This is a genomic window from Winogradskyella rapida (genome assembly GCF_042675845.1).
In the GTDB taxonomy this organism is placed as follows: domain Bacteria; phylum Bacteroidota; class Bacteroidia; order Flavobacteriales; family Flavobacteriaceae; genus Winogradskyella; species Winogradskyella rapida.
The window spans coordinates 333,264-356,606 of the sequence record NZ_JBHTKM010000001.1 but is presented as its reverse complement, the minus strand read 5'-3'; the positions used below and the strand labels follow the sequence as shown (position 1 = coordinate 356,606).

The following is a 23,343-nucleotide window of genomic DNA, read 5'->3' as shown; positions in this document are numbered from 1 at the left end:
ATGCTTTTTAACTCATTAGATTTTGCGGTATTCCTTCCTGTAGTATTTATACTGTATTGGTTTGTGTTTAAGCAGTCGTTACGTGCGCAAAATATCTTGTTGTTAGTAGCTAGTTATGTGTTTTATGGCTGGTGGGATTGGCGTTTTTTGGGATTGATTTTGTTTAGCACCCTCGTTGATTTTGGGATCGGTAATTCTTTACGCTATGCTAAAGAAGCGCGCAACAGAAAACTTCTGTTATATACCAGTGTTTTTGTTAACTTAGGTTTGCTAGGTGTTTTTAAATATTATAATTTTTTTGTAGATAATTTTGTTGCGGCATTCTCCTTTTTTGGTAGTAGCATACAGCCTAATAGTTTAGATGTTATCTTACCTGTAGGAATTAGTTTTTATACGTTCCAAACTTTAAGTTATACGATTGATGTCTATAGAAGAAAGTTAGAACCTACAACTAATTTTATTGCCTTTGCAGCATTTGTTTCGTTTTTCCCACAGCTAGTAGCAGGTCCCATTGAGCGGGCTTCTAATTTATTGCCGCAATTTAAAAAAGCAACGCGTTTTGATGCAAAAAAAGGTATTAGTGGTTTGCAACAAATACTTTGGGGTTTATTTAAAAAGGTTGTTATTGCTGATAATTGTGCACAATTATCTAATGATATTTTTAATAATTATTCAGACTATTCATCAAGTACTTTAATTTTGGGGGCTGTTTATTTCGCCTTTCAGATTTATGGTGATTTTTCAGGCTACTCAGATATAGCCATAGGGACCTCTAAACTTTTTGGGTTTGATTTAAAACAGAATTTTGCTACACCTTATTTTTCAAGAGATATCGCTGAATTTTGGCGGCGTTGGCATATTTCCCTATCCACGTGGTTTCGGGATTATTTGTATATACCATTAGGCGGGTCTCGAGGTAATAAATGGAATCAGGTTCGGAATGTGTTTATTATATTTTTAGTCAGTGGGTTTTGGCATGGCGCCAATTGGACTTTTATAGTTTGGGGGGCATTAAATGCATGTTATTTTTTACCAATCATGCTTGGTTCCAGAAACCGCATACATATTAATACGGTAGCAGAAAATACAAATTTGCCAAGCGTTAAAGAATTTTTGCAAATATTTATAACCTTTATTTTAACCTTAATAGCTTGGGTTTTTTTTAGAGCTGAAAATGTTGCTAGTGCTTTTTCTTATTTAAATCAGGTAAGTGCCTTTACTGTCAATTTTATGGAGAAGTTGCACATAGAGCGTTATGCATTTGAAATTTTGCCTTTAATTGCATTCCTTTTAATTGTTGAGTGGTTTACAAGAAAAAAAGTATTTCCTTTGGAGAAGGTAAAGAGTCCTATAACATCAAGTTTAGTAATTATTCTATTCATTTTTGTCTTTGGTAGTTTTTCTAACCTACAAGAATTTATTTATTTTCAATTTTAATTATGAGAAAATTTTTACTGCATTCTTTTAAGGTTTTACTTTTATCCATATTACTATTGGTTGTTTTGGATATTTGTTACACTGAAATATATTCAAATAGCGTTTATAATAGAAGTAAAGTTTCTTGGGTTAAACATATGAGTAAAGATGTTCCTTTGGATTATGCTATTTTTGGTTCTTCTAGGGCTTTTTATCATGTTAATCCAAAGCAAATACTACAAAAAACGAATCAATTAGGTGTTAATTTAGCTTATCCTGCTGTTACAAACCTAGAAATAAAATTGATGGTTCATACTTTTTTAGAGAAACATCATGTTAAACGAATTTTTATTCAAGTAGATAAAGTATATAATAAAGAATCATTAGACCCTTTAGCGATAGCGCCATGGACACCGTTTATAGGAGATGATTATGTATACAATGAAATAAAAAAGTATGATTCATTGGCTATTTATAAAAAATACATACCCTTTTATCGATATATGCAAAATGATACTAAGTTAGGATTTAGGGAGCTTGCTCTTACTTTTATAAAGGATAATAATTTTGAAAGTAATTTAGGGTTTTCGGGAATTGTTGGAACTATGGAAAAAGATGAGAATTATACTTTAAAAGCCCTAGAAAATAAAACAAATGAACATTTAGTAGAAATTATAAATATGTGTAAGAAAAATAAAATTGCATGTTATTTTTTTACAGCACCCTACTATCAAACCGATTTTAATACCGAAGTTTTAAGAGTGAATCTTCCAAACTATATGGACTATTCTAAATCTATAGATAATATGAATATGTTTCATGATTACCAGCATTTGAATAGAGATGGTGCAAAGGTTTTTACAGATTTTTTTATAAACACTTATTTTACTGATGAATATTAACTTATTTGTAAATCATTTATGCTATTTAACTCTTTAGATTTTGCGGTATTCCTTCCTATAGTATTTATCCTGTATTGGTTTGTGTTTAAGCAGTCTTTACGCGCGCAAAATATTTTGTTGTTAGTGGCTAGTTATGTGTTTTATGGCTGGTGGGATTGGCGTTTTTTGGGATTGATTTTGTTTAGCACCCTTGTAGATTTTGGGATTGGTAACTCTTTACGCTATGCTAAAGAAGCTCGCAAGAGAAAACTTCTGCTATATACTAGTGTTTTTGTTAATTTAGGTTTGCTAGGTGTTTTTAAATATTATAATTTTTTTATAGATAATTTTGTTGCGGCATTCTCCTTTTTTGGTAGTAGCATACAACCTAGTAGCTTAGACATTATTTTACCTGTGGGGATTAGTTTTTATACCTTCCAAACGTTAAGTTATAGCATTGATGTTTATAGACACCAATTAAGGCCTGTAAGCGGTTTTGTTCCCTTTGCTAGTTATGTTGCTTTTTTTCCACAGTTGGTAGCAGGCCCTATAGAGCGGGCTACACATTTATTGCCACAGTTTTTAAAACCCCGTGTGTTTGATTCAGAGTTGGCCAAGGGGGGGGTGAGTTTGATTATTTGGGGGCTGTTTAAAAAAATGGTGGTTGCTGATAATTGTGCTTTTTTTGTAAATCAGATTTTTGATGGTACGGGTGGTTATAGTTCTGCCGAATTATTTTTAGGAATTGTTTTATTTGCCTTTCAGATTTATGGGGATTTTTCGGGTTATTCAGATATCGCTATTGGTGTAGCCCGGTTGTTTGGCTTTCAGTTGATGACGAATTTTTCATTCCCTTATTTTTCAAGAGATATTGCCGAATTTTGGCGCCGTTGGCATATTTCTCTATCTACTTGGTTTCGAGATTACTTGTATATTCCTTTGGGAGGATCTCGTGGCTCTACATGGCAGCAAGTTCGGAATGTGTTTATAATTTTTTTAGTCAGTGGTTTTTGGCATGGTGCTAATTGGACTTTTATCGTTTGGGGCGGCATACATGCGTTTTTGTTTTTGCCCTTATTAGTTTTGAAATGGAATAGAAAACACACCAGTAGTACCCGAATTAGCTGGGGTGAATTACCTAGTATATTGGGAACCTTTTTGATGGTGTGTTTGGCTTGGTTGTTTTTTAGGGCTGATAGTTTGGAAGCTGCATGGCATTTTTTAGCAAGGATCTTTAGTTTTGATTCGTTCGCATTAGGGCTGTTTTATAGTAGCTCGAAATCGTTGTTGTTTAGTCTTATCAGTGCTGTTGGTATTTTGGTTTTATTGGGGTATGAGTATCGGAGTGTACAAGGACAAGCACGGGAGGTTCAGTTGACTACTTACCAAGCTATACTGATTGGCGTTTTAATAGTATTTATGGGGGTTTATAAGAATCCTTCGGACTTTATTTATTTTCAATTTTAATGCGGGCATTTTTAAAACATATTAGGTTTATTTTACTGATGGTAATAGGCGTGTCCTTGGTCTTGTCATATGCCAGTTTATGGGCTTTGCGACAAGGTCAATTTTATAAACCGTCGTTTATAACGCATGTACCTACTAAAACTTTTGATTATGTGGTTTTGGGTTCTAGTGTGGGGTTGACAGGCTTGAATACGCGTGTTATGGATTCTGTTTTAGGAACCGATGGTATAAACCTCGCCATGGATGATACCTCGCTGGCTAGTCAGTACGTTATGTTGCAGCATTTTATAGCAAGTGGTAAGCGGAGCAAGGTGTGTGTGTTAGCTGCGAGTATGATGGATTATAATCGATCAAACCCCGTATTGAGTAGTAATGATTATCGCTTTTTACCTTATATATCAACGCCTTATGTTCAAGGACATTATCAAGGTTTTTCAGGTGGAGAGTCTCGCATATTGCAATGGAGCAGGTGGTTGCCGTCTATAGGCATGGGGTATTATAATGCGGAGTTGTTTTACCCAGGGCTGTTAAGTATCGTTAAGCCTAAGAAACGTAATCGGTTTGATGCTTTGGGAAATTATAGTTATCCGGTACTGCGTAAAGAATCGCATGCGCATCAGGATCGTGAATCTCGACCTATAGTCTTTAAAAACCCGTATTTGCAGAAAATAGAAACGTTATGTACTGAGAATGGTATAACGTTAGTGGTTTATGTACCACCACATGGCCGAATAAATGCTGAGATTAAAGCCTCTCCTTTTAAAGTTGTTAATTATAGCGGTGTGTTAACTGAAGATTGGTATTTTTATGATGCGCTTCATGTTAATAAACGTGGTCAGCAGGCAGTTAGCTTACTTTTTGCTCAGCAATTAGCGCCCTATTTTAATTAGCCCATTTATATGTGTGAATATTGGTTGTGTTATCTAAAGATTTTTACCTTTAGGTTTTAAAATTGAAGTTATTGAAAGCACCTTTAAAAATAGCTATTTACTCCGGAAGGGTTTGTAGTACCACTTTTATTGAGCGGTTGGTATCTGGCTTATCTAAGTCTGGGCATCAGGTGTATCTTTTTGGTATTTTAAACCGTAAGCCTATACGGCGTTCTGGTGTTGTAGTGGTGGGGTATCGTTTACGCCGCTTATCTAAACTTTGGCATTTGCTTCGGTTTGGGTTGTTATTATGGTTGTTTAAGCGTCGTGACAAACAGCGTCTGGATGCCCATTTACAGCAAGTCGGTAAAGCAGATTGGTATAGTAAGGTGAAGTATTACCCGGTGCTTTGGTATAGTCCTGATGTTTTTCATGTCCAATGGGCCAAAGGGGTTTCCGATTGGATTTGGGTTCAGGATTTTGGTATGAAATTGGTGCTTAGTTTGCGTGGAGCCCATATTAATTATTCGCCTATTGCTGATGCTGAACTAGCCGCCATGTACGAAGAGTATTTCCCGCAAGTAGCCGGTTTTCATGCTGTATCCAAAGCCATTGGTTTGGAAGCAGCACAGTATGGTGCTGAAAAATCGCGCATACAGGTTGTTTATAGTGGTTTGGCAGCTAGTTTTTTAAAATCAGCAGCTTCAAATCCATTAAAACCAGGCAAAAACACATTTCAAATACTATCGGTAGGACGTCCGCATTGGATTAAAGGTTATAGCTATGCCTTGGATGCTTGTAAGCAATTAGTAGCAGCAGGGTTTGATTTTGAGTATACTATTATTGGTGGTGCGGATGCTATAGAATACCAGTATCAGATTTCCGATTTAGGCTTAGACAATCATGTGAGGCTTGTGGGTCAGCAATCCTTCGATACGGTACAGGAGCAGATAGCAGAGGCTGATTTAATGCTTTTACCGAGTGTAAAAGAAGGGGTTGCTAATGTGGTTTTGGAGGCTATGGCCTTACGTACGTTGGTGTTGAGTACCGATTGCGGCGGTATGGCTGAGGTTGTTAAACCCCATGAGACGGGCTTTTTAGTCCCTATCCGCTCAGCCAAAGCACTAGCAGCAGCTGTTTTAGCCTTGGCTGAATTATCGGAAACGGAGCAGGAGCAGCTATTGGATCAGGCTCAGGAATTGATTAGGCAGCAACACTTGGAATCCCATATGGTTTCTGGTATGTTGGGGCTTTATACGTCTGTTATGGAAGCGGATTAAAATTATAGAAAAAAGGATTAGGATATTTATATGAAAGAAAGGAATAGCAAACGTATCGGACTTGTTTTGTCGGCCGTACCGGGTTATTCGGAAACGTTTTTCCGAAATAAGATTGCGGGTTTACAGGCTCATGGCATTGAAGTGGTTTTGTTTGTTACCGATGCTTCAGGTCCTTCAACAACGGCTTTTGGATGTCGGGTTATTCCGGGAAGGCCTTTTAAAGGGGCTGTTTGGTACCAAATGTTGTTGAGTATTTGGGTGTTGTTCGGGGTGCTTTTAAAACATCCGCGTCGTAGTGTTCGGCATTTTACATTGGATCGTGCCACTGGCTTTTCGGTATTCAGCTGTGTTAAACGCTTGGTGACGAATGCCTTTTTGTTTTCGACATCCGTAGATTGGTTGCACTTTGGTTTTGGCATGTTGGCTGTAGGTCGTGAGCATGTAGCGGCATCTATTGGTGCCGATATGGCGGTGAGCTTTAGGGGCTTTGATTTGTATTTATCGCCTTTAAAGCATCCAGGATGTTATGATTTACTCTTTAAGAAAGCGGTTCGGTATCATGTGTTATCTCAAGAAATGCAAGCAGATTTAATAGCCTTGGGGATTTCAAAAGCTTGTATTCATGTTATTCCACCTGCCATAGATGTAGCCTTTTTTAATAAGGAATTGGTTACTTGTGTTGTAGATGGTAGTGCGCCTTTGCGTTTGGTAAGTGTAGCTCGTTTGCACTGGAAGAAGGGCTTGGAATACACTTTAGAGGCTTTGGCCATACTGCAACAGCAAGGTATTGCTTTTGAATATACTATTATTGGTAGTGGCTCTGAACGTGAGCGTCTTGTTTTTGCGGCACATCAATTGGGGATTTCAGCCTCTGTTATATTTGCCGGAAAAATGGCACCAGAAGCAGTTAAAGCCACACTGAGTCAGTCTGATGTGTATGTGCAGTATAGTATTCAAGAAGGGTTTTGTAATGCGGTTTTAGAAGCTCAGGCTATGGGCTTGCTTTGTGTTGTATCGGATGCGGAAGGCTTGGCCGAGAATGTTTTAGATGGAAACACCGGTTGGGTGGTTCCTAAGCGCCAACCTGCGTTATTGGCCAGGCATCTTGTGGATATTTTAAATTTATCAGGATCACAGCAAATGGCTATAAGACACCGTGCACAAGCCCGTGTACAAGCTACTTTTTATTTAGAACAGCAGCAGGCCGCTTTTGTAACGTTTTACCAAGCCTCGTAGTCCTGATTATAGTTGGTTTCTAGAAATTTATTAGCTTTTTTAGAAACTATGTGGAAATCTTATAGATAAGGCTTATTATTGTAGTGCAAAATGATAAAAACGATTCCATGACCTCTTATGAATTTATGCGTTGGTTGAGCTTTCCTTTGATGACGACGCATTTGGTAACAGTACGTAATGATATTAAGCGCTTATTAAGCCAGAGTACTCCGGAAAAGCAAGCGAGGCTTTCGGTACTGGATGTGGGTGGTCGTAAATCGCCTTATACCATTAATTTACCAGCATCGGTAACCTTATTAGATGTGCCTCAAGAAGCTGGTGTTCGTGCCGATTTGCATTTGGGGTTTACTGAGAATATTTTATCCACCATACAAGGTAAGCGGTCTAATATTTCGGATTTGGTAATACATGATATGACCCAACCCGGATTGGCAGCTGAAAGTTACGATGCCGTGGTGTCTATAGAAGTTATAGAACATGTGGAAGCCGATGAGGCCTTTGTAAAACATATTTCGGAGGTTATAAAACCGGGAGGTTGGGCTTATTTAACGACACCCAATGGTGATTTTATAAAAAATGAAGGGCCTGATAAAAACCCCGATCACGTGCGGCATTATACCCGTCAGGAATTGCATGATTTATTAGCACCTTACTTTAAAACGGTAGATGTGCATTATGCGGTGAAAACAGGTAAGTATCGGGTATGGAGTTTAAAGAGTTTAAAAACGCTCAATCCGTTATCTATGCTTAAAACCTTGGTGGGTACCGCTGTGAACAGGCAGCAATCTAAAGGGTTGGAACAAACAGCCCAGCAGACGGCTCATTTAGTGGCAGTAGGGTATAAATAGATGTTATATGGGTGTTTGCTTTCTTTCTTATAATTTAATGAATAACTCTACATCTGATTATTTTATTACACTCAGTAATAAGTTAGCTGAAACAAATACAGTTGTTGTAATTACAAGTAAAGTTAGAAAAACGCAAATTGTTTTAAATGAGGATGTTGTTTTGTTGAAGTGGCCTTCAAAACGACCTACTAAGTGGCGGGATTTTTGGTTTTTATATGGGTTAGTCCGTAAATATAAGCCAGAATTAATGATATCTATGTTTAGTTCTGTTAATCTTTTTTTAATAGTAGGATGGATTCATAGAGTTGAAAAGAGAGTGTCTTGGATACGTACACTTAGTACTCAATATAGCCAAAATAATTTTAAAGTATATAGGAAATCATTTATATATGGTTTAGCAACTGATATTATTACTAATTCATTGGCAACAAAAGATGATGCTAGTACGTTTTTTTCAATACCTGAAACTAAAATAACAGTGTTACCTAATTCAGTAAAGGATTATAGTGTTGTTTTAGATGGTATTAATACCTGTAAAAATAAATTATTATATGTAGGGCGCCTACACCCTAGTAAAGGGGTTGATATTCTGCTTCATGCTTTTGCTCAAATTGCAAAAGAATTTCCTAATGTTACTTTAGATATCATTGGTAATGGATATATTCTAAATGATTTAAAAAGCTTGACGATTGCTTTGGAGGTTTCTGATAAAGTTACTTTTTTAGGAGAAAAAAATAAAGAAGTTGTATTACGAGCATATAAGCAATCATACTGTACCATTGTTCCTAGTAATTCAGAGGCGTTTGGATTTACTCTAATTGAAGCAATGAGTTCTGGGACCTGCGTTATTGGGGCTAATAATACAGGTATAAAAGAAATTATAATTAATGGAGAGTCTGGTTTATTATTTGAAACAGGTAATTCTGTCGATTTGAAGACTAAGTTAAAACAGATTTTGTTGGATGAAAATTTAAGGAATGACCTAGCAAAATCTGGATATATAAGGTTTTTAAAATATTATGAAAATTCTATAGCTATCAATCGTGATGTAGATTTTTTTAAGAACCTATCATAAATACTATAACCTTATTGTTTTAGTAAATTAACACCTATTATTAATTTGAAACTATTAATCTTATACACATATAATAAAGGCTTGCTTTCTGGTTTTTTTCAGGAACTATCAGAGCGGTTGTATGCTGATGGATTTGAAGTGGATAATTTTTATTTAAAGCATAAGAAAGCTTGTTTTAAACAGGACGGTGTATCTATATATGGTGAAAAGCGAAGTAGTTATTTTAAGAATTACTTAGCGATTTACCGTATAATTAAGGCTCGAAAACCCGATGTGGTTATTTCTAACTTTAGTTATATTAATCCTGCTGTTTTGTTTGGGAAACTATTGGGTGTTAAACGTAATATAGCTTGGTTTCATAGTGCTTATGGTCATACAAAACCTAGCCAGTTGAAAGTATGGAATAAATCATTTTATCTTAATTTAGCTGATTTTGTTTTAGCCAATTCCAAACAATTGCAAGGCGAAATGCATAGTGTGTATAAGGTGCCGAGGGGCCGTACTGGCTGTATACCGTTTTGGACTAATATACAAGAATATGAAGCTTGCCCCAAAACGTTAAGTACATTACAAGAAACGGGTGTTTTTCAGATTGGTTGTCCAGGACGTTTGGTTTTTGATAAAAACCAGCAAAGTGTTATAGAAGCTTTAAGCATCTTAAAGTCTAAGACGAACATACCATTAAAATTATATTTGGCTGGTAAAGGAGATAATCAAAAGGCTTTAAGCGCATTGATTGAACAATATGGTTTACAAGATGTGGTGGTATTTTTGGGGAATCTATCCGTAAGCGAAATGGTTGCCTTTTATAAGCAAATGGATGTGGTAGTTTTACCGAGCTTTCACGAAGCTTTTGGTTTGGTTCTTATAGAAGCGATTGCTTTAGGAACTCCTGTAATTGTTTCACAAACCTTTGGCGCCTTGAATTTTGTGGACACATCAAAATATCAGCTGTCCGATTTTAGTTTTAACCCCAGAGATATTAAAGAACTTAGTCATAAATTGCAATGCTATATAGATGGTGAAGGATTATCAACTGATTATTTTAAAAGTTTATATGCCGATACTTTCGAGAAATCGATTATATATAAGCAGTTGAAATCCGTTATAACTGATTCCCCTAACTCTTAATATTTATTTACTTTAATACATGCCATTTCAGTTTTTAACATATTTACAGCCCACGCATTACTTTCGCTTGTTTAATGCTTCAGGGGCTAGTGCTTATCCTATAGTTTCGGAGTTGCCCAAAACTGTGTTAGACACCTTGACTGTTGATGGGCATTACCATTCAGAAACTGCCCGTGCTTACGATTTGTCTTGGCAGGCTATTCAGGCGGGATATATAGGGGATATACCATGTTATACGGCTTTTGAGGCGGTATCGCTTTTTGATAATTATTATTTTATACGCAAGCAGTTTCATCCGGCTTGGGTGTTGTATGTGCTGCTTATGCGTTTGTTAACCTTTCATAACCCCATACAGGAAATTCGTGCCTGGTGGGCTAGTGGTAAAATAGCTGTCAGCAATACAGCAATTCATCCTATTACGTATCCGGATTGGAACGGGTTTGAATCCGATATGTTAGTTTCAGCACCATTAGTGAGTGTGGTGATTCCTACTTTAAATAGATACGAGTATTTAAAGGCTGTACTTCATGATTTTGAAGCACAAGATTACCCTAATTTTGAACTTATTATCGTGGATCAGTCGGAGCCATTTCAGCCGGATTTTTATAAGGCTTTTGATTTAGATATCCGGGTTGCGCGGCAAGAGGAGAAAGCGTTATGGTTGGCAAGAAACACGGCGGTTACACTTGCTAAAGGGGATTTAATAGCCTTGTCTGAAGATGATGTGCGGATTGCTCCTGATTGGTTGTCTAATCATATACAATGTCTGGATTATTTTGATGCACAGGTGTCTGCCGGTGTGTTTTATGCTGCTGGTTCTACGATTCCTCAAGACCGTTCGTTTTTTGCTATGGCTACCCAATTTGCAACGGGTAATGCCATGCTCTATAAATCGGTGTTTGAAGCAGTAGGACTGTTTGATAGGCAGTTTGAAAAGCAGCGTATGGGTGATGGCGAATTTGGTGCTCGTGTGTATCTGGCTGGCATTCGGAGTGTATCCAACCCCTACGCGAGCTGTATTGATGTAAAAGCGGGTACGGGTGGATTGCGTGAAATGGGAAGCTGGGATGCTTTTAGACCATCAAACTTTTTTGCACCACGACCAATACCTAGTGTGCTGTACTATTTTAGATCTTATTATGGGAATTCAGCGGCGCGTTGGGCCTTATGGCGTACTATTCCCATTTCTATTTTTCCTTATCAGTTTAAAAAGAATAAACCCTTATTGGTAATTGGCGCCTTACTTAGTGTTTTGCTGCTGCCAGTGGTTTGTTGTCAGGTGTTTAGCTCCTGGCATTTGGCGAGTAAGAAATTGCGGGATGGGGCTTGGAGTTGAATTAGTGGAATAGTGAGGAGTGATTAGTGAATGGTGAGTGGTGGAGTAGTGATTAGTGAGGTAGTGAGTGGTGAGTGGTGAGTGGTGAATGGTGGAGTAGTGAGGAGTGAGTAGTGAATGGTGAGTGGTGAATAGTGAGTAGTGGAGTGATTAAAAAAAAATATATTATAAAATTTGGAAAATAAGCGGCTTCTTATTGTGACTTCGGAGTTTCCACCACAGCCTGGTGGGATTGGGAATCACGCGTATCATTTGGCTTTGTATTTATCTAAGCACGGCTATGCGGTATCTGTTATTGCAGATCAGCGGGATGTAGCGAATGCGGAAGAGGTTGCTTTTGATGCGGATTTGGATTTTGAGGTTCAGCGGATTACTATTTCAAAGCCGCGTTTTCTGATGTACGGCAAACGCATTATAACCACATTAGGGGCTTTTAAGCAGGCTGATTATGTGATTGCTACAGGGAAATTTTCACTTTGGAATGTGGGCTTTTGCTCTTTGTTTTTTAAGCGTTTTAAACTGGCTGTAATTCATGGAAGTGAGGTTAATTTTAAATCGGCCGTTTTACGAAAAAGTATCGATAGGGCTTTAAAGCGTTTTGATAAAATTGTGGCTGTTTCGACCTATACTGCAGGTTTTGTAAAACATTTAAATAAACCTGTGGTTGTTATTCCTAACGGAATTACGTTGGAATCTTGGCCAATGCCAGCCCCTAAGTCACGTTCTTTATCGGGAAATCCGGTATTGACAACCGTAGGACGTGTGAGTACACGAAAAGGGCAGTTAGGGGTTATAAAATTATTACCAGAATTGGTAAAAGCCTATCCGGAACTTATGTATCACTGTATTGGCATCCCTACCGAAGCAGCGGCTTTTTTAGAGACTGCAACAGCTTTGGGGGTTCGGGAGCATGTGTGTTTTCACGGTGCGGTTTCTGATGCCGAGTTAAAACAGCTATTGGGTGGAACCGATGTTTTTGTGATGCTGAGTACGGAGAGTCAGACCGGCGATGTGGAAGGTTTTGGTATTGCTATTTTGGAAGCCAACGCTATGGGAATTCCTGCCATAGGGTCTGTTGGTTGTGGGATAGCCGATGCGGTTTCAATAGGTGCATCGGGGTATTTGGTGCCCAGTACCGATGCCGCTGCTTTTAAAAGTTATTTAGATGCCTTATTATCTGACCAAGAAAGCTATCGCGCACAAGCTAGAGCTTGGGCAGCAGCCCATGATTGGGATGTTGTTATTAAACACTATATACGTTATTTGTCATGAGTCGGTTAACCATTATATCACATACAGAACATTATAAAAAGGCAAACGGCAGCCTCCTTGGTTTGGGGCCGACCGTAACCGAATTGAATGCGCTTTTGGCTATTTTTGATACGATTACCCATGTGGCGATGCTGCATGATACAGAAGCGCCACCGAGTGCCTTGCCCTACGTGTCCGACCGGATTAAATTTGTAGCGCTACCAGCAGTTGGCGGGCCTCGTTTTTCTGATAAAATACGACTTATAACCGCATCGTTGGGGGTTATCCGTACGGTGCGGACGGCTTTAAAAACAGCTGATTATTTTCAGTTTCGTGCCCCTACAGGGATTGGGGTTTATGTGCTACCGTATTTGCTGTTTTTTGCCTCTCAAAAGGGATGGTTTAAATATGCTGGGAATTGGAAACAGACACAGGCGCCCTTGGCGTATCGGTTTCAGAAATGGCTGTTAGAAAAACAGCGCTGCCCTGTAACGATTAATGGCTTTTGGCCAGATCAGCCCAGCCATTGTTTGAGTTTTGAAAACCCATGTTTAACAGCTGATGACTTAGCTGAGGGGCAAGCGGTTCAAAAGGCTAAAACCCGCAATTACCCATTGGATTTGTGTTTTGTAGGCCGATTGGAAGCTGCTAAAGGGGTTGATTTATTGTTAGAAACCTTAGGAGGATTGGATGTGGCAACGCGTCAGAAACTAGGAAATATACACTTGGTAGGTGCCGGTGTAGGCTTAGCGGCTTATCAGGCTCAGGCTGAAGCCTTGGGATTGTCTGTTATTTTTCATGGGTTTTTATCCCGATCGGCTGTTCATGGGATTTATAAACGTTCGCATGCTATTGTGTTACCTTCGGCATCAGAAGGGTTTCCGAAAGTGATAGCCGAAGCACTTAATTTTGGGTGTATCCCTGTGGTATCGGATGTGTCCTCCATTAGCCACTATGTTAAAGATGGGCAGACTGGTTTTTTAATTAAGCGTTTGGATACAGCTAGTTTGGCAAGTTGTTTAAAACGGGTATTGGATTTGGAAAGTGTGGGGTATAAGGAATTGAAAGGGGTGACAGAAGCAGAATTAGCGCGATTTACTTACGATTTTTACAATAAGCGACTTGAACAGGATATTCTTTCTAGTTTTTGAATAAAAAACGAGGTATAATACAAAAAAATGATATTTTTAACCCATAAAAGCTATTAATCATTGATGATTTTTAAGAAATTGCTCTGGACCTTAAAACGTCACCCTTTCTTATACCTTACACGTTTCCGCTTGCTGTCTAAAAATACAGACCGCCTAGGGATAACTGATTGTGACTATAATACCTTGAATGCTAAGGCGGATATTCCGACTATTTACCACCGTATCAATATGGAAGTATTTCCTGAGGGGCGACCAGAATCGGATTTGTTGAGTGTGAAAATTTTGGTGCGTTGGTTATTAGACAATAGTAAGGTTGGTCCTGGTTTGAGTGAACCTTCAGGTGCCGCTTTAAAAACGTTGGTTTATGGGGCCGGAGGGGTGTGTAGTGATGTGGCACAGGTGTTTAATAATTTTTGTGTTATTAATGACTTAAGGGTTCGAGAATGGGGAACGACTAGTGCCCCTTTTAACAGGGATAATGGAGGTCATTCGTTTAATGAGGTATTTGTAAGGGAACTGAACAAATGGGTGTTGATTGATCCCTCATGGGGCATGATTTTTTATAATGAGGCTGCTGAGCCATTATCTGTGTTGGAACTTTATGACCTATCTAGAACTAGACAAACGGTAGATTTTAATTCTTTTATAGCTGGAAAACGTATAGCAGAGAAGCAGGTGCTTAAGAATTACCTAAACCCAGATGTGACGCCTTTTTTAATTTGTGAGTATCGTAACAAAACCTATGATAGGTATTTGGAACGGGCACGCCCTTATTTGCCGGTATTTGTTATACATTTTATGGTACTGCTTAGCGGGAAGAGTTACCACTATAAGTTTCCTCTGGATGATTATAGAAAAATCTTTTCATAAATTTTACAGACTTTTCTTTTATAATAGGAGACTACATTACTCTTGCATTGAATTGATTTACGGTAGAAAATATAATAGACTTATTTGAAGACGAATATAACATATATTAGTGCTTTAGGCTTTCATGTTGCTTTGGGAGTGTTAATCTACATGAATGAAACCCTTGCCAAACTCTATTTTTTGGGGGCATTATTTTATTTTTTGTATCGGGTCATTGGTGCTACAGATAAAACCCGTACCTATGAGGTTTTAAAGGCCTGTGCCTATTTTGTAGGGGCTGAGGTGTTTTTTAGAACCACCAAGGGAGCCATTTCTTATGAGGCGGGCAAGTATATCGTAATTTTGTTTGTACTGATTGGGATGTTTTATAAGGGCTTATCCGGACGTGGGTATCCCTATTTTATTTACCTGATGTTTTTAGTTCCTTCTATTTTTGTGGCGTCGACTACCTTGAGTTTTGATGCGAATTTTAGAACCAATATCGCCTTTGTATTAAGTGGGCCTGTGTGTTTAGGTTTGGCGGCCTTATTTTGCTATGATAAACGGGTTAGTTACCAGCAACTGAGCCAGATTATGCTTTTTATGGTACTACCGATTATAGCTCATACGGCTTATCTGTATTTATATGTACCGGATTTGAAAGAGGTCTTGAATAGTACGGCATCCAACCGTGCCGCAGCAGGTGGTTGGGGTGCAAATCAAGTATCGGCAGCCTTAGGGTTGGGGATGTTTATTATGGCGGTACGTTTGTTTACCAAGTCACCTAATATGGGTTTAAAGGTTTTAAATGCCTTGATTCTGGGGTTGATAGCTTTCCGCGCCGTTACCACAATGAGCCGGGGTGGGGTGATAGCCGCTGTAATGGCGATTTTTATTTTCTTGTTTTATTATTACCGGTCTGCCAAAACCCGCAAGCGTAATGAGCTGATTTTATTATTTGGACTGTTTTGTATGAGTTTGGTGATTACCTGGTTTGTGAGTATTAGTCAGACTAATGGCTTGGTGAATTTACGCTATGCCAATAAGGATCATTTAGGACGTGAAAAGGCTAGTTTGTCTACCGGACGTGCTGAATTATTTGAACATGAATTAGAAGGCTTTATTGATAATCCCTTTTTAGGAATTGGATCAAGTCGGGCTAAGGATCAGCGTATAGAAACAGATGGGCAGGGTGTGACCTCTCACAGTGAGTTTAGCCGAACGTTAGCCGAACACGGGATGTTGGGGGTTATTATTTTGCTGATACTTATTTTTAAGCCTTTGGAAATCCGCTCCCGCAATAAGGGAAATTATTATTTTTATGCTTTTTTAGCTTTTTGGTTTTTAACTATTAATCATATGTCCATGCGTATTGCAATGCCTGCATTTATTTATGGATTGGCCTTATTAAACGTGACACATGACAAACGTCCTATACATAGGAAACAACTTAAGCAACAAACGATCTAATGCTTCAGGGATTCAGAGCTTAGGACCTTTACTTGATGAAGAGGGATTTAATCTCTATTATTCTTCAAGTAAATCTAACAAGATATTAAGGTTGATGGATATGCTTTATAGCGTTTTAAAATTACAGTCTCAGGTCAATGTTGTGTTAATAGACACCTACAGTACTCAAAATTTTTATTACGCCTTAGTTGTGAGTCAGCTGTGTCGTCTATTGCAAATTCCTTATATCCCTATTCTACATGGGGGGAACTTGCCACTGCGTTTAAAACAAAACCCAAGACTGTCAAAACTATTGTTTCAGCCGGCTAAAGTACTGGTTTCACCATCAGTCTATTTAAAAGAAGCGTTTATAAAGCAAGGTTTTACGAAGGTTCAATATATTCCTAACAGTTTACAAGTAAAAAACTATCCTTTTGCGTTAAGACCTATAGAACATATCAAGTTATTATGGGTGCGTTCTTTTTCTGAAATTTATAATCCTTGTCTTGCTATTGACATCTTAAAAAAACTTCAAGATTTGGGCTATGCAACCAATTTATGTATGGTTGGCCCAGATACCGATGGAACTTTAGAAAAAGTGAAAGTCTACGCGAAAACCTTAAACGTTACGGTGCATACGCCAGGGAAATTAACAAAGGCACAATGGACCACAATGGCTAAGGAGTACAACGTGTTTATCAATACCACGAACTTCGATAATATGCCTGTGAGTGTTATTGAAGCGATGGCTTTAGGTTTACCCATTATGTCCACCAATGTGGGAGGGATGCCTTTTCTCATTGAAGCGGGCGTCGATGGGATCTTAGTGCCCCCTAATAATTCCAAAGCCTTTGTAGAAGCCATTGTAAAGTTGAAAGCACAGCCCGAAGAACGAGAAGCTATGGTAAAAAAGGCGCGTGAAAAAGTAGAGATGTTTGATTGGAACCGTGTAAAACAGCAATGGAAAATGGTTTTGAACTAATTAAAGGTTAAAAATCCAATAGACTTCTTATATTTACCCAGACTATTTTTAAAACATGTTGGCTAAAAAAAATATTCATTTTGAAGTATCAGAACGCAAGATTCTCTTGAGAATTTTAGACGTGGTTATGCTGTATTTAGGGGTCTATGGTTTAAGTCTCTATGTAAAGTTTGAATATATTGAATTTAGTGCAGCCAATACCGTAGCCTTAGTCTTGCTAGGCGTGTATTACACCATATTTGCGAGTATCTTTGAACTCTATGATTTACAAAAAGCTAGTCGCTTAGACACTACTTTTAAAAACCTCGTGATTACGGTATCTACCGCGGTCTTATTTTATCTGTTAACACCGGTGTTATCGCCTAATTTGCCAGATGAACGTATTCAAATCCTTTATTTATTTTTTACGCTTATTCTTTCTGTACTTTCATGGCGCTTACTCTACATTTATCTTATAGAAACACCGCGTTTTTATAAACGTGTGCTATTAGTAGGAGAGATTTCTAATATTGATGGCCTAATTAAAGCTTTAAACACCACCGATCCCAATTATAAAATTGTCGGATTTATCAATAGTGAAAAGTCTTCAGAAGAATCGGTAAAGTTTAAGGGCTTGCCAGAATTTGAAGCTTCCGACTTTTTAGGAACCATTGAAAGGGAAAAAATATCTGAAATTTTAGTCGCGAGTTTTGATTCGGAAGCCATTATGGCTGAGGTTTACCATGATTTAATGGTGCTGTTAGAACGCGGGTTTAAAATTAGAGATTATACCCAGGTTTATGAAGAACTCCTTCAGAAAGTTCCCATTCAATTTGTAGGTAAGGATTTTTACAAGTACTTCCCGTTCAGTCGCAGTAATGAAAATAAGCTCTATATCTTTTTTCAACGGACTTTCGACATCCTATTTTCCATTATAGGGTTAGTCATAGGAATGGTCTTTATACCGTTTATTCTCCTAGGAAATGCCTTAGGGAACCGAGGACCTTTGTTCTATACGCAAGAACGCGTTGGTAAGAACAGTAAGCCTTTTAATATACTTAAGCTACGGAGTATGGTGGTCGATGCGGAAGCACAAGGCGCCAAATGGGCACAAAAAAACGATACACGGATTACCAAATTCGGCATGTTTTTAAGACGCTCTAGGATGGATGAAATTCCGCAATTCTACAATGTACTTAAAGGCGATATGAGTATCATAGGTCCACGGCCAGAACGTCCCTTTTTTGTGAGTGAATTAGCCCGTATTATTCCTTTCTACGAAACCCGACATATCATTAAACCAGGCTTAACGGGGTGGGCACAGGTGAGCACCCGTTATGGGGCTTCCGTTGAAGATAGCCTCACCAAACTGCAATACGATCTCTATTATATAAAACACCGTAGTGTCTTCTTAGATTTCAGCATCTTTATAAAAACCTTGAGTACCATTGTCTATTACCGTGGACAATAAACTCGGCATGCATTGATAAGGTTAGTTCTACCGAACAAAAGCATAAATACACTTTCCAAAGACTAAACGTGTTTCTAAATCAGAAATAAAGCTTTACCGATTGTAAATAAGAGGAGCGTTGGTGCTTAAACGCGTAACCCGAGACATAAGAATGGATGATTAAATTGCTTCCGTAAATTCTAACCCTAAATAAGTGTTGACGTCCTTTAGAACATCGTGATCCTAACGATGCTATAAGATCCTAAAGCCTTAGTTTTAAATGTGATGGCTTTTGTACCATTGTATTATATAAAGATATCTCAGGAATAAGGCGATCAAAAACGGAAGTAGTCCTAAGGCAAAGACCTGTACACCAATAATCCAATGCATGGTTAATAAGCACAGTAAAATGACGAGTAATTTTAAGTATTTAATAAACCAAGTCTTTGCTTTCGAGGTTCGCAATTGCCCAATAACAAATAAATTAAGCGGAAATGCCCATAAGAGGTTATAGTTAAAAGCCGTGGCAGAATGATCGGTAGCAAACCATAATAAGAGCAATACCAAACTAATAAGACCGGTAAGGGCAAAAAGGGTGACATCCAGCCAAACGCTTCTCGTTTTGTTTTTCTTGTCTTTATAGGTAATAAAAAGAATCCCAATGGCTAATAAGCCTATAATAACTAATGGGGTTCCTAGACTATTAGCGGGCGTATAACTGTCCTTTTTTTGGTACAGCGTAGCCGAACTTTTGACTAAGGGCTTGTTAGCATTTAACTTGGCAGTTGCAAAAAAGGCATGAATATACTTAGGAAGAAACATAAATTCTTCAGGAGAAGCCTTTTGATCAATAACCGAACCTAAGGCCAAATCAATACCAAAACTTCCCCAAGTGTTAAGTCCTACATGCTCGTGGATTAAGGTTCTAAAGGTTTTTGGTTCGTAACTTGGTGGCGGTGTAAATACAATTGGGGCTTGCGTACTGGTTTGGCTGACGTCTCTAATCCTCGTCGCACAATTATCATAAAAGAAATCGTATAAATACCGTCTGTTTTCAGGTTTGTAATTGTTTTCTAAGTATTCAAATAAGTGCTGTTTGTCCTCTGAAGAGAGATTTAATACTTGTTCTTCAATTGTGCGATTGGCGCGCTTATAAGCATAAAAGAAATTCTGAAAGGGATGCCTGCTAATGAGATAATTTAGTTTCCCTTGAGCAAATTTTAAATAAAAATTAGGCGCATCAAAATCGTATTCGCCATAACCATACACAAGATCTATTCCTCGTGAAGGATCTTTAATTCTGAAGGCATTATGGCCAAAAGCATCATTTAGCGACGTGCCAGGGCCTACTGTTAATACTGAGATTTTAGCATTTTCAGAAAGTTGAAAAGGTTGGGCAAACGCAAAGCTAAAGGTGAAAAGTAAAACAAGAAATGAGAGTCTAACTTTCATAGGGTGTAACATTATCTAAAGACACTAAAGTCTATTTTTAAAGAAAAGACGTTGGAATATAAAGCGGCACTCTGATCACCAATATCTGTAAACGCATAATCAATGGCAATGCCTTTGTATTTGAAACCAACACCAAAATTAGGTTGAAATGTCACTTGTTCAGAGTTGTCAATCTGTAATTCGTTCTGAAAATTACCAACACCACCGCGTAAAAATACTAAATCGGTATACCCAAATTCAAAACCTAAAGCCGGATTAATACTTGCAGATGAGGTGGAAATAATATCGTTGTTCTCTGCAAAACGCATATTTAAATTGGCTGCTGCTAATAAGGAATAGTCATAATTAAATAGCCATTTCTTTGACATACCAATTTGAAGTTTAGGAATGGTAATTTCTGTGGTTTCAGGAAGTTCTTGGTTTTCTCCATCAACAGCACCACTGATTGCTTCAAATTTCTCTTCATCAATAGACCAGGCATTAAATGTGGTGGTAATATCTCTAGCCATCAGTCCAAATTTCCAATTGTTTTTTCCTTCAAACTGAATTCCGGCATCAAAACCAAAACCCCAAGACGAGGCAAAATCACCGATAATGCGTCGAATAATTTTCGCATTAACGCCATAATTAAAACCATCTAAAGGAAGTTTTCTTGCGTAAGAGAAGGTCAGTCCGTAATCGGCAGTAGAAAAAGTGCTAATTCTATCGTAATTAATATTGCCTTGGTCATCAATTAATTGTGTGGTGTCTAAAATATCATCGACACCAAAACGAATTAACGAAATCCCCATAGCGCTTTTATCATCTATCGGTAGCGCGTAAGCGATATAGTTATAATTGGCAATATTAGCGAAGTAGCTAGAGTGCATTAAGGCCAACTGATTGTCCTCTATATGGACTAAGCCAGCAGGGTTCCAGTAGCCCGAATTAACATCCGCTGTTTGTGAGACCACGGCATTACTCATCCCCAAAGCTGCAGCATCAACACCTATATTCATAAATTCATTTGAATATTTCCGCGTTGTTTGTGCTGAAACTGTAAGAGTCACAAGCATTAGGAGCATTACATAGTAATTTTTCAACAGCAAAGTTTTTTACAAAGATGCATAATATTTTTCTATCTATTTAACTCTAGAACAAGGTTCTTATTGTTTTAATCCTCTAAGATCTTGTTTTTAATGCCCTTTCTAACAGCAAATGCGTCTAAAGGACAAAATTAACGTTCTACTGTGGTCTTATTTTTGGTGGAACCTAACGTTTTGAAGTCTTATAATGTTGTGTTGTTTCCAATCTTATGTTGAAAACTAATCCTACAGCGAGAACCCTTAACGCAAAAGCTCTGAATTTGAAAAAATATCCGTTCAGACAAAAATTCTTTTCTATTTTTACAAAAAATAAATTTATGAGTTTCAAAAGACACATTCCTAACCTTGTAACACTTCTCAACTTATTTTCGGGATGTATTGCTGTGATATTTGCCGTAAACGGAAACTTTATTGCGGCTGCTATTTTTGTGTTTTTAGGAATTTTCTTTGATTTTTTCGACGGACTCTTGGCGCGTAAACTCAATGTTCAAAGTCCTTTGGGGATTCAGCTAGACTCGCTTGCCGATTTAGTAACTAGTGGCGTTGTGCCCGGAATCGTTATGTTTAAATTGATTTCATTAACTGTAGATGCTCCAGATTACGCAGCGTACAGTGACAGTTGGAATTCCGTATTCCATTGGCAAGGATTTAAATTGTCTGTACTTCCGTTAATTGGCTTGTTTATTCCTCTAGCTTCTGCCTATCGTTTGGCTAAGTTTAATATAGATGAAGATCAGCAAACCTATTTTAAAGGTTTACCTGTACCGGCCAATACCTTAGTAATTTTAGCCTTACCCTTAATTTTAGAGTATCAAAATAGCGACCTTATCAATAACATCATAATTAATAAGTGGTTTTTAATCGGGTTAACCTTGTTGAGTTGCTACTTGCTAAATTCTAACATTAAGTTATTCGCATTAAAATTTAAAAATTACGGTTTTAAAGATAATGCGGTGCGTTATATCTTTTTATTGCTAAGTGTGGTGTGCATTGTGGTACTTCATTTTGCAGCCATTCCATTAATAATCGGACTCTATATTTTACTTTCATTATTGACCAATTCTAAAATTCATTAAGATTTTAACTCAAGGTTTAACAGGTATTCATTTAAAACAACACACATAAATGGCTTCAGGATTTTTTGCACTACTAGATGATATCGCTGCAATCATGGATGATGTAGCGGTAATGACTAAAATAACCACTAAAAAAACAGCAGGAATCCTAGGTGATGATTTGGCTGTTAATGCAGAAAAGGCATCCGGATTTGTGTCGTCTCGAGAAATACCCGTCTTATGGGCCATAACCAAAGGCTCCTTATTAAACAAGCTGATTATTTTACCCTTAGCCTTTTTATTAAGTGCTTTTGTGCCGGTAGCCATTGTCATTATTTTAATTCTCGGAGGTTTCTATTTGGCCTATGAGGGTGCCGAAAAGATTTATGAATTTATTGTGCCGCATCCAAAAGCGGTAAAAGTTGATCTTCATGAGAATTTAACCAAGGCGGAACTGCTAGAGGCAGAGCAAAAGAAGATTAAATCTGCCGTCTTAACCGACTTTATATTATCGGTAGAGATTGTTATTATAGCCTTAGGAACTGTGGTTGATGAACCTTTGGTGACTCAAATTATAGTGGTTTCTATTGTCGCACTTATCGCGACGGTTGGAGTTTACGGTATTGTAGCCTTAATTGTAAGAATGGACGACTTAGGTTTACGATTTATTAATAAAAGTAATGGCAGTAAAGGTTTCCTATTTAGCATCGGTAATTTTCTAGTAAAAGCCTTACCGATTGTCATTAAGAGTTTATCCGTTATCGGAACCATTGCATTGCTCCTAGTTTCCGGTGGAATCTTTGTTCATAATGTGGAGTTTATGCATCACTTTTTAGAACAGATCCCTGCGATTTTAAGAGATTTTATTGTTGGTTTAATTGCCGGTATTGCTTGTTTATTATTGGTGAGCGCTGTTAAAGCGTTACTTCCTAAGAAAAAAGAAGCACACTAAACTCTTGTCATATTGTAAACCTGAAAAGCCCTTCAACTTAGAATTTAGATTGCCGCATAGGAATAGCGTTAAGGACTATTTCTAAATTTTTACGCATAGCGCGGTCAGCCTTTAGCTTATAGGTTCTAAAGGTAAAATTGAATACAATA

20 protein-coding genes are annotated in these 23,343 nt (G+C 37.8%); 18 read left to right on the top strand and 2 right to left on the bottom strand.

The features are described 5' to 3' along the window. The 16 genes from ACFQ13_RS01620 (at position 1) to ACFQ13_RS01545 (ending at position 18,671) form a co-directional block, all read left to right on the top strand. Positions 1 to 1,437, top strand: coding sequence for an MBOAT family O-acyltransferase (locus ACFQ13_RS01620; RefSeq protein ID WP_386113341.1), 1,437 nt, complete (start codon positions 1 to 3; stop codon positions 1,435 to 1,437). Between the two features lie 137 nt (positions 1,438 to 1,574). After that, the gene (locus ACFQ13_RS01615) at positions 1,575 to 2,318 is read left to right on the top strand and encodes a hypothetical protein (protein ID WP_386113340.1); all 744 of its coding nucleotides are present in this window, start codon (positions 1,575 to 1,577) and stop codon (positions 2,316 to 2,318) included. Between the two features lie 18 nt (positions 2,319 to 2,336). Beyond that, entirely contained in the window at positions 2,337 to 3,764 is a 1,428-nt protein-coding gene (locus ACFQ13_RS01610; RefSeq protein ID WP_386113339.1) for an MBOAT family O-acyltransferase, read from the top strand. Continuing rightward, positions 3,764 to 4,654, top strand: coding sequence for a hypothetical protein (locus tag ACFQ13_RS01605; RefSeq protein ID WP_386113338.1), 891 nt, complete (start codon positions 3,764 to 3,766; stop codon positions 4,652 to 4,654). The genes ACFQ13_RS01610 and ACFQ13_RS01605 overlap by 1 nt, the downstream gene beginning before the upstream one ends. Before the next feature lie 71 nt (positions 4,655 to 4,725). After that, positions 4,726 to 5,913, top strand: a complete 1,188-nt coding sequence (locus ACFQ13_RS01600) for a glycosyltransferase family 4 protein (protein ID WP_386113337.1) — start codon at positions 4,726 to 4,728, stop codon at positions 5,911 to 5,913. 30 nt (positions 5,914 to 5,943) lie between these two features. Further along, a complete protein-coding gene (locus tag ACFQ13_RS01595) occupies positions 5,944 to 7,149 on the top strand; it encodes a glycosyltransferase family 4 protein (protein WP_386113336.1) in 1,206 nt (401 codons plus the stop codon). A 107-nt stretch (positions 7,150 to 7,256) separates the two neighbouring features. After that, positions 7,257 to 7,997, top strand: a complete 741-nt coding sequence (locus tag ACFQ13_RS01590; RefSeq protein ID WP_386113335.1) for a class I SAM-dependent methyltransferase — start codon at positions 7,257 to 7,259, stop codon at positions 7,995 to 7,997. A 37-nt stretch (positions 7,998 to 8,034) separates the two neighbouring features. Further along, a complete protein-coding gene (locus ACFQ13_RS01585; RefSeq protein WP_386113334.1) occupies positions 8,035 to 9,072 on the top strand; it encodes a glycosyltransferase family 4 protein in 1,038 nt (345 codons plus the stop codon). Between the two features lie 45 nt (positions 9,073 to 9,117). Beyond that, the gene (locus tag ACFQ13_RS01580) at positions 9,118 to 10,203 is read left to right on the top strand and encodes a glycosyltransferase family 4 protein (protein ID WP_386113333.1); all 1,086 of its coding nucleotides are present in this window, start codon (positions 9,118 to 9,120) and stop codon (positions 10,201 to 10,203) included. Between the two features lie 19 nt (positions 10,204 to 10,222). Then, entirely contained in the window at positions 10,223 to 11,539 is a 1,317-nt protein-coding gene (locus tag ACFQ13_RS01575) for a glycosyltransferase family 2 protein (RefSeq protein ID WP_386113332.1), read from the top strand. A gap of 174 nt (positions 11,540 to 11,713) precedes the next feature. Continuing rightward, positions 11,714 to 12,811 (top strand): glycosyltransferase family 4 protein, encoded by a 1,098-nt coding sequence (locus tag ACFQ13_RS01570; RefSeq protein WP_386113331.1) that lies wholly within the window; start codon positions 11,714 to 11,716, stop codon positions 12,809 to 12,811. Next, the gene (locus ACFQ13_RS01565) at positions 12,808 to 13,941 is read left to right on the top strand and encodes a glycosyltransferase (RefSeq protein ID WP_386113330.1); all 1,134 of its coding nucleotides are present in this window, start codon (positions 12,808 to 12,810) and stop codon (positions 13,939 to 13,941) included. The genes ACFQ13_RS01570 and ACFQ13_RS01565 overlap by 4 nt, the downstream gene beginning before the upstream one ends. A gap of 63 nt (positions 13,942 to 14,004) precedes the next feature. Then, on the top strand, positions 14,005 to 14,811 hold the full coding sequence (locus ACFQ13_RS01560; protein ID WP_386113329.1) for a transglutaminase domain-containing protein: 807 nt from the start codon (positions 14,005 to 14,007) through the stop codon (positions 14,809 to 14,811). A 150-nt stretch (positions 14,812 to 14,961) separates the two neighbouring features. Next, entirely contained in the window at positions 14,962 to 16,260 is a 1,299-nt protein-coding gene (locus ACFQ13_RS01555) for an O-antigen ligase family protein (RefSeq protein ID WP_386113328.1), read from the top strand. After that, on the top strand, positions 16,211 to 17,221 hold the full coding sequence (locus ACFQ13_RS01550; protein WP_386113327.1) for a glycosyltransferase family 4 protein: 1,011 nt from the start codon (positions 16,211 to 16,213) through the stop codon (positions 17,219 to 17,221). The genes ACFQ13_RS01555 and ACFQ13_RS01550 overlap by 50 nt, the downstream gene beginning before the upstream one ends. A gap of 55 nt (positions 17,222 to 17,276) precedes the next feature. After that, complete coding sequence (locus tag ACFQ13_RS01545; RefSeq protein ID WP_386113326.1) at positions 17,277 to 18,671, top strand: sugar transferase; 1,395 nt, start codon at positions 17,277 to 17,279, stop codon at positions 18,669 to 18,671. Positions 18,672 to 18,926: 255 nt separating this feature from the next. On the opposite strand, the gene ACFQ13_RS01540 is transcribed toward ACFQ13_RS01545, so the two are convergent. Both ACFQ13_RS01540 and ACFQ13_RS01535 read right to left on the bottom strand, forming a co-directional pair. Further along, complete coding sequence (locus ACFQ13_RS01540; RefSeq protein WP_386113325.1) at positions 18,927 to 20,102, bottom strand: lipoprotein N-acyltransferase Lnb domain-containing protein; 1,176 nt, start codon at positions 20,100 to 20,102, stop codon at positions 18,927 to 18,929. A gap of 11 nt (positions 20,103 to 20,113) precedes the next feature. After that, entirely contained in the window at positions 20,114 to 21,166 is a 1,053-nt protein-coding gene (locus ACFQ13_RS01535; RefSeq protein WP_386113401.1) for a putative type IX sorting system protein PorV2, read from the bottom strand. Between the two features lie 338 nt (positions 21,167 to 21,504). On the opposite strand from ACFQ13_RS01535, the gene ACFQ13_RS01530 reads away from it, so the two are divergent. Together ACFQ13_RS01530 and ACFQ13_RS01525 are read left to right on the top strand one after the other, a co-directional pair. Further along, positions 21,505 to 22,263, top strand: a complete 759-nt coding sequence (locus ACFQ13_RS01530) for a CDP-alcohol phosphatidyltransferase family protein (RefSeq protein ID WP_386113324.1) — start codon at positions 21,505 to 21,507, stop codon at positions 22,261 to 22,263. A gap of 49 nt (positions 22,264 to 22,312) precedes the next feature. Continuing rightward, positions 22,313 to 23,194, top strand: a complete 882-nt coding sequence (locus ACFQ13_RS01525) for a DUF808 domain-containing protein (RefSeq protein WP_386113323.1) — start codon at positions 22,313 to 22,315, stop codon at positions 23,192 to 23,194. Positions 23,195 to 23,343 lie beyond the last annotated feature (149 nt).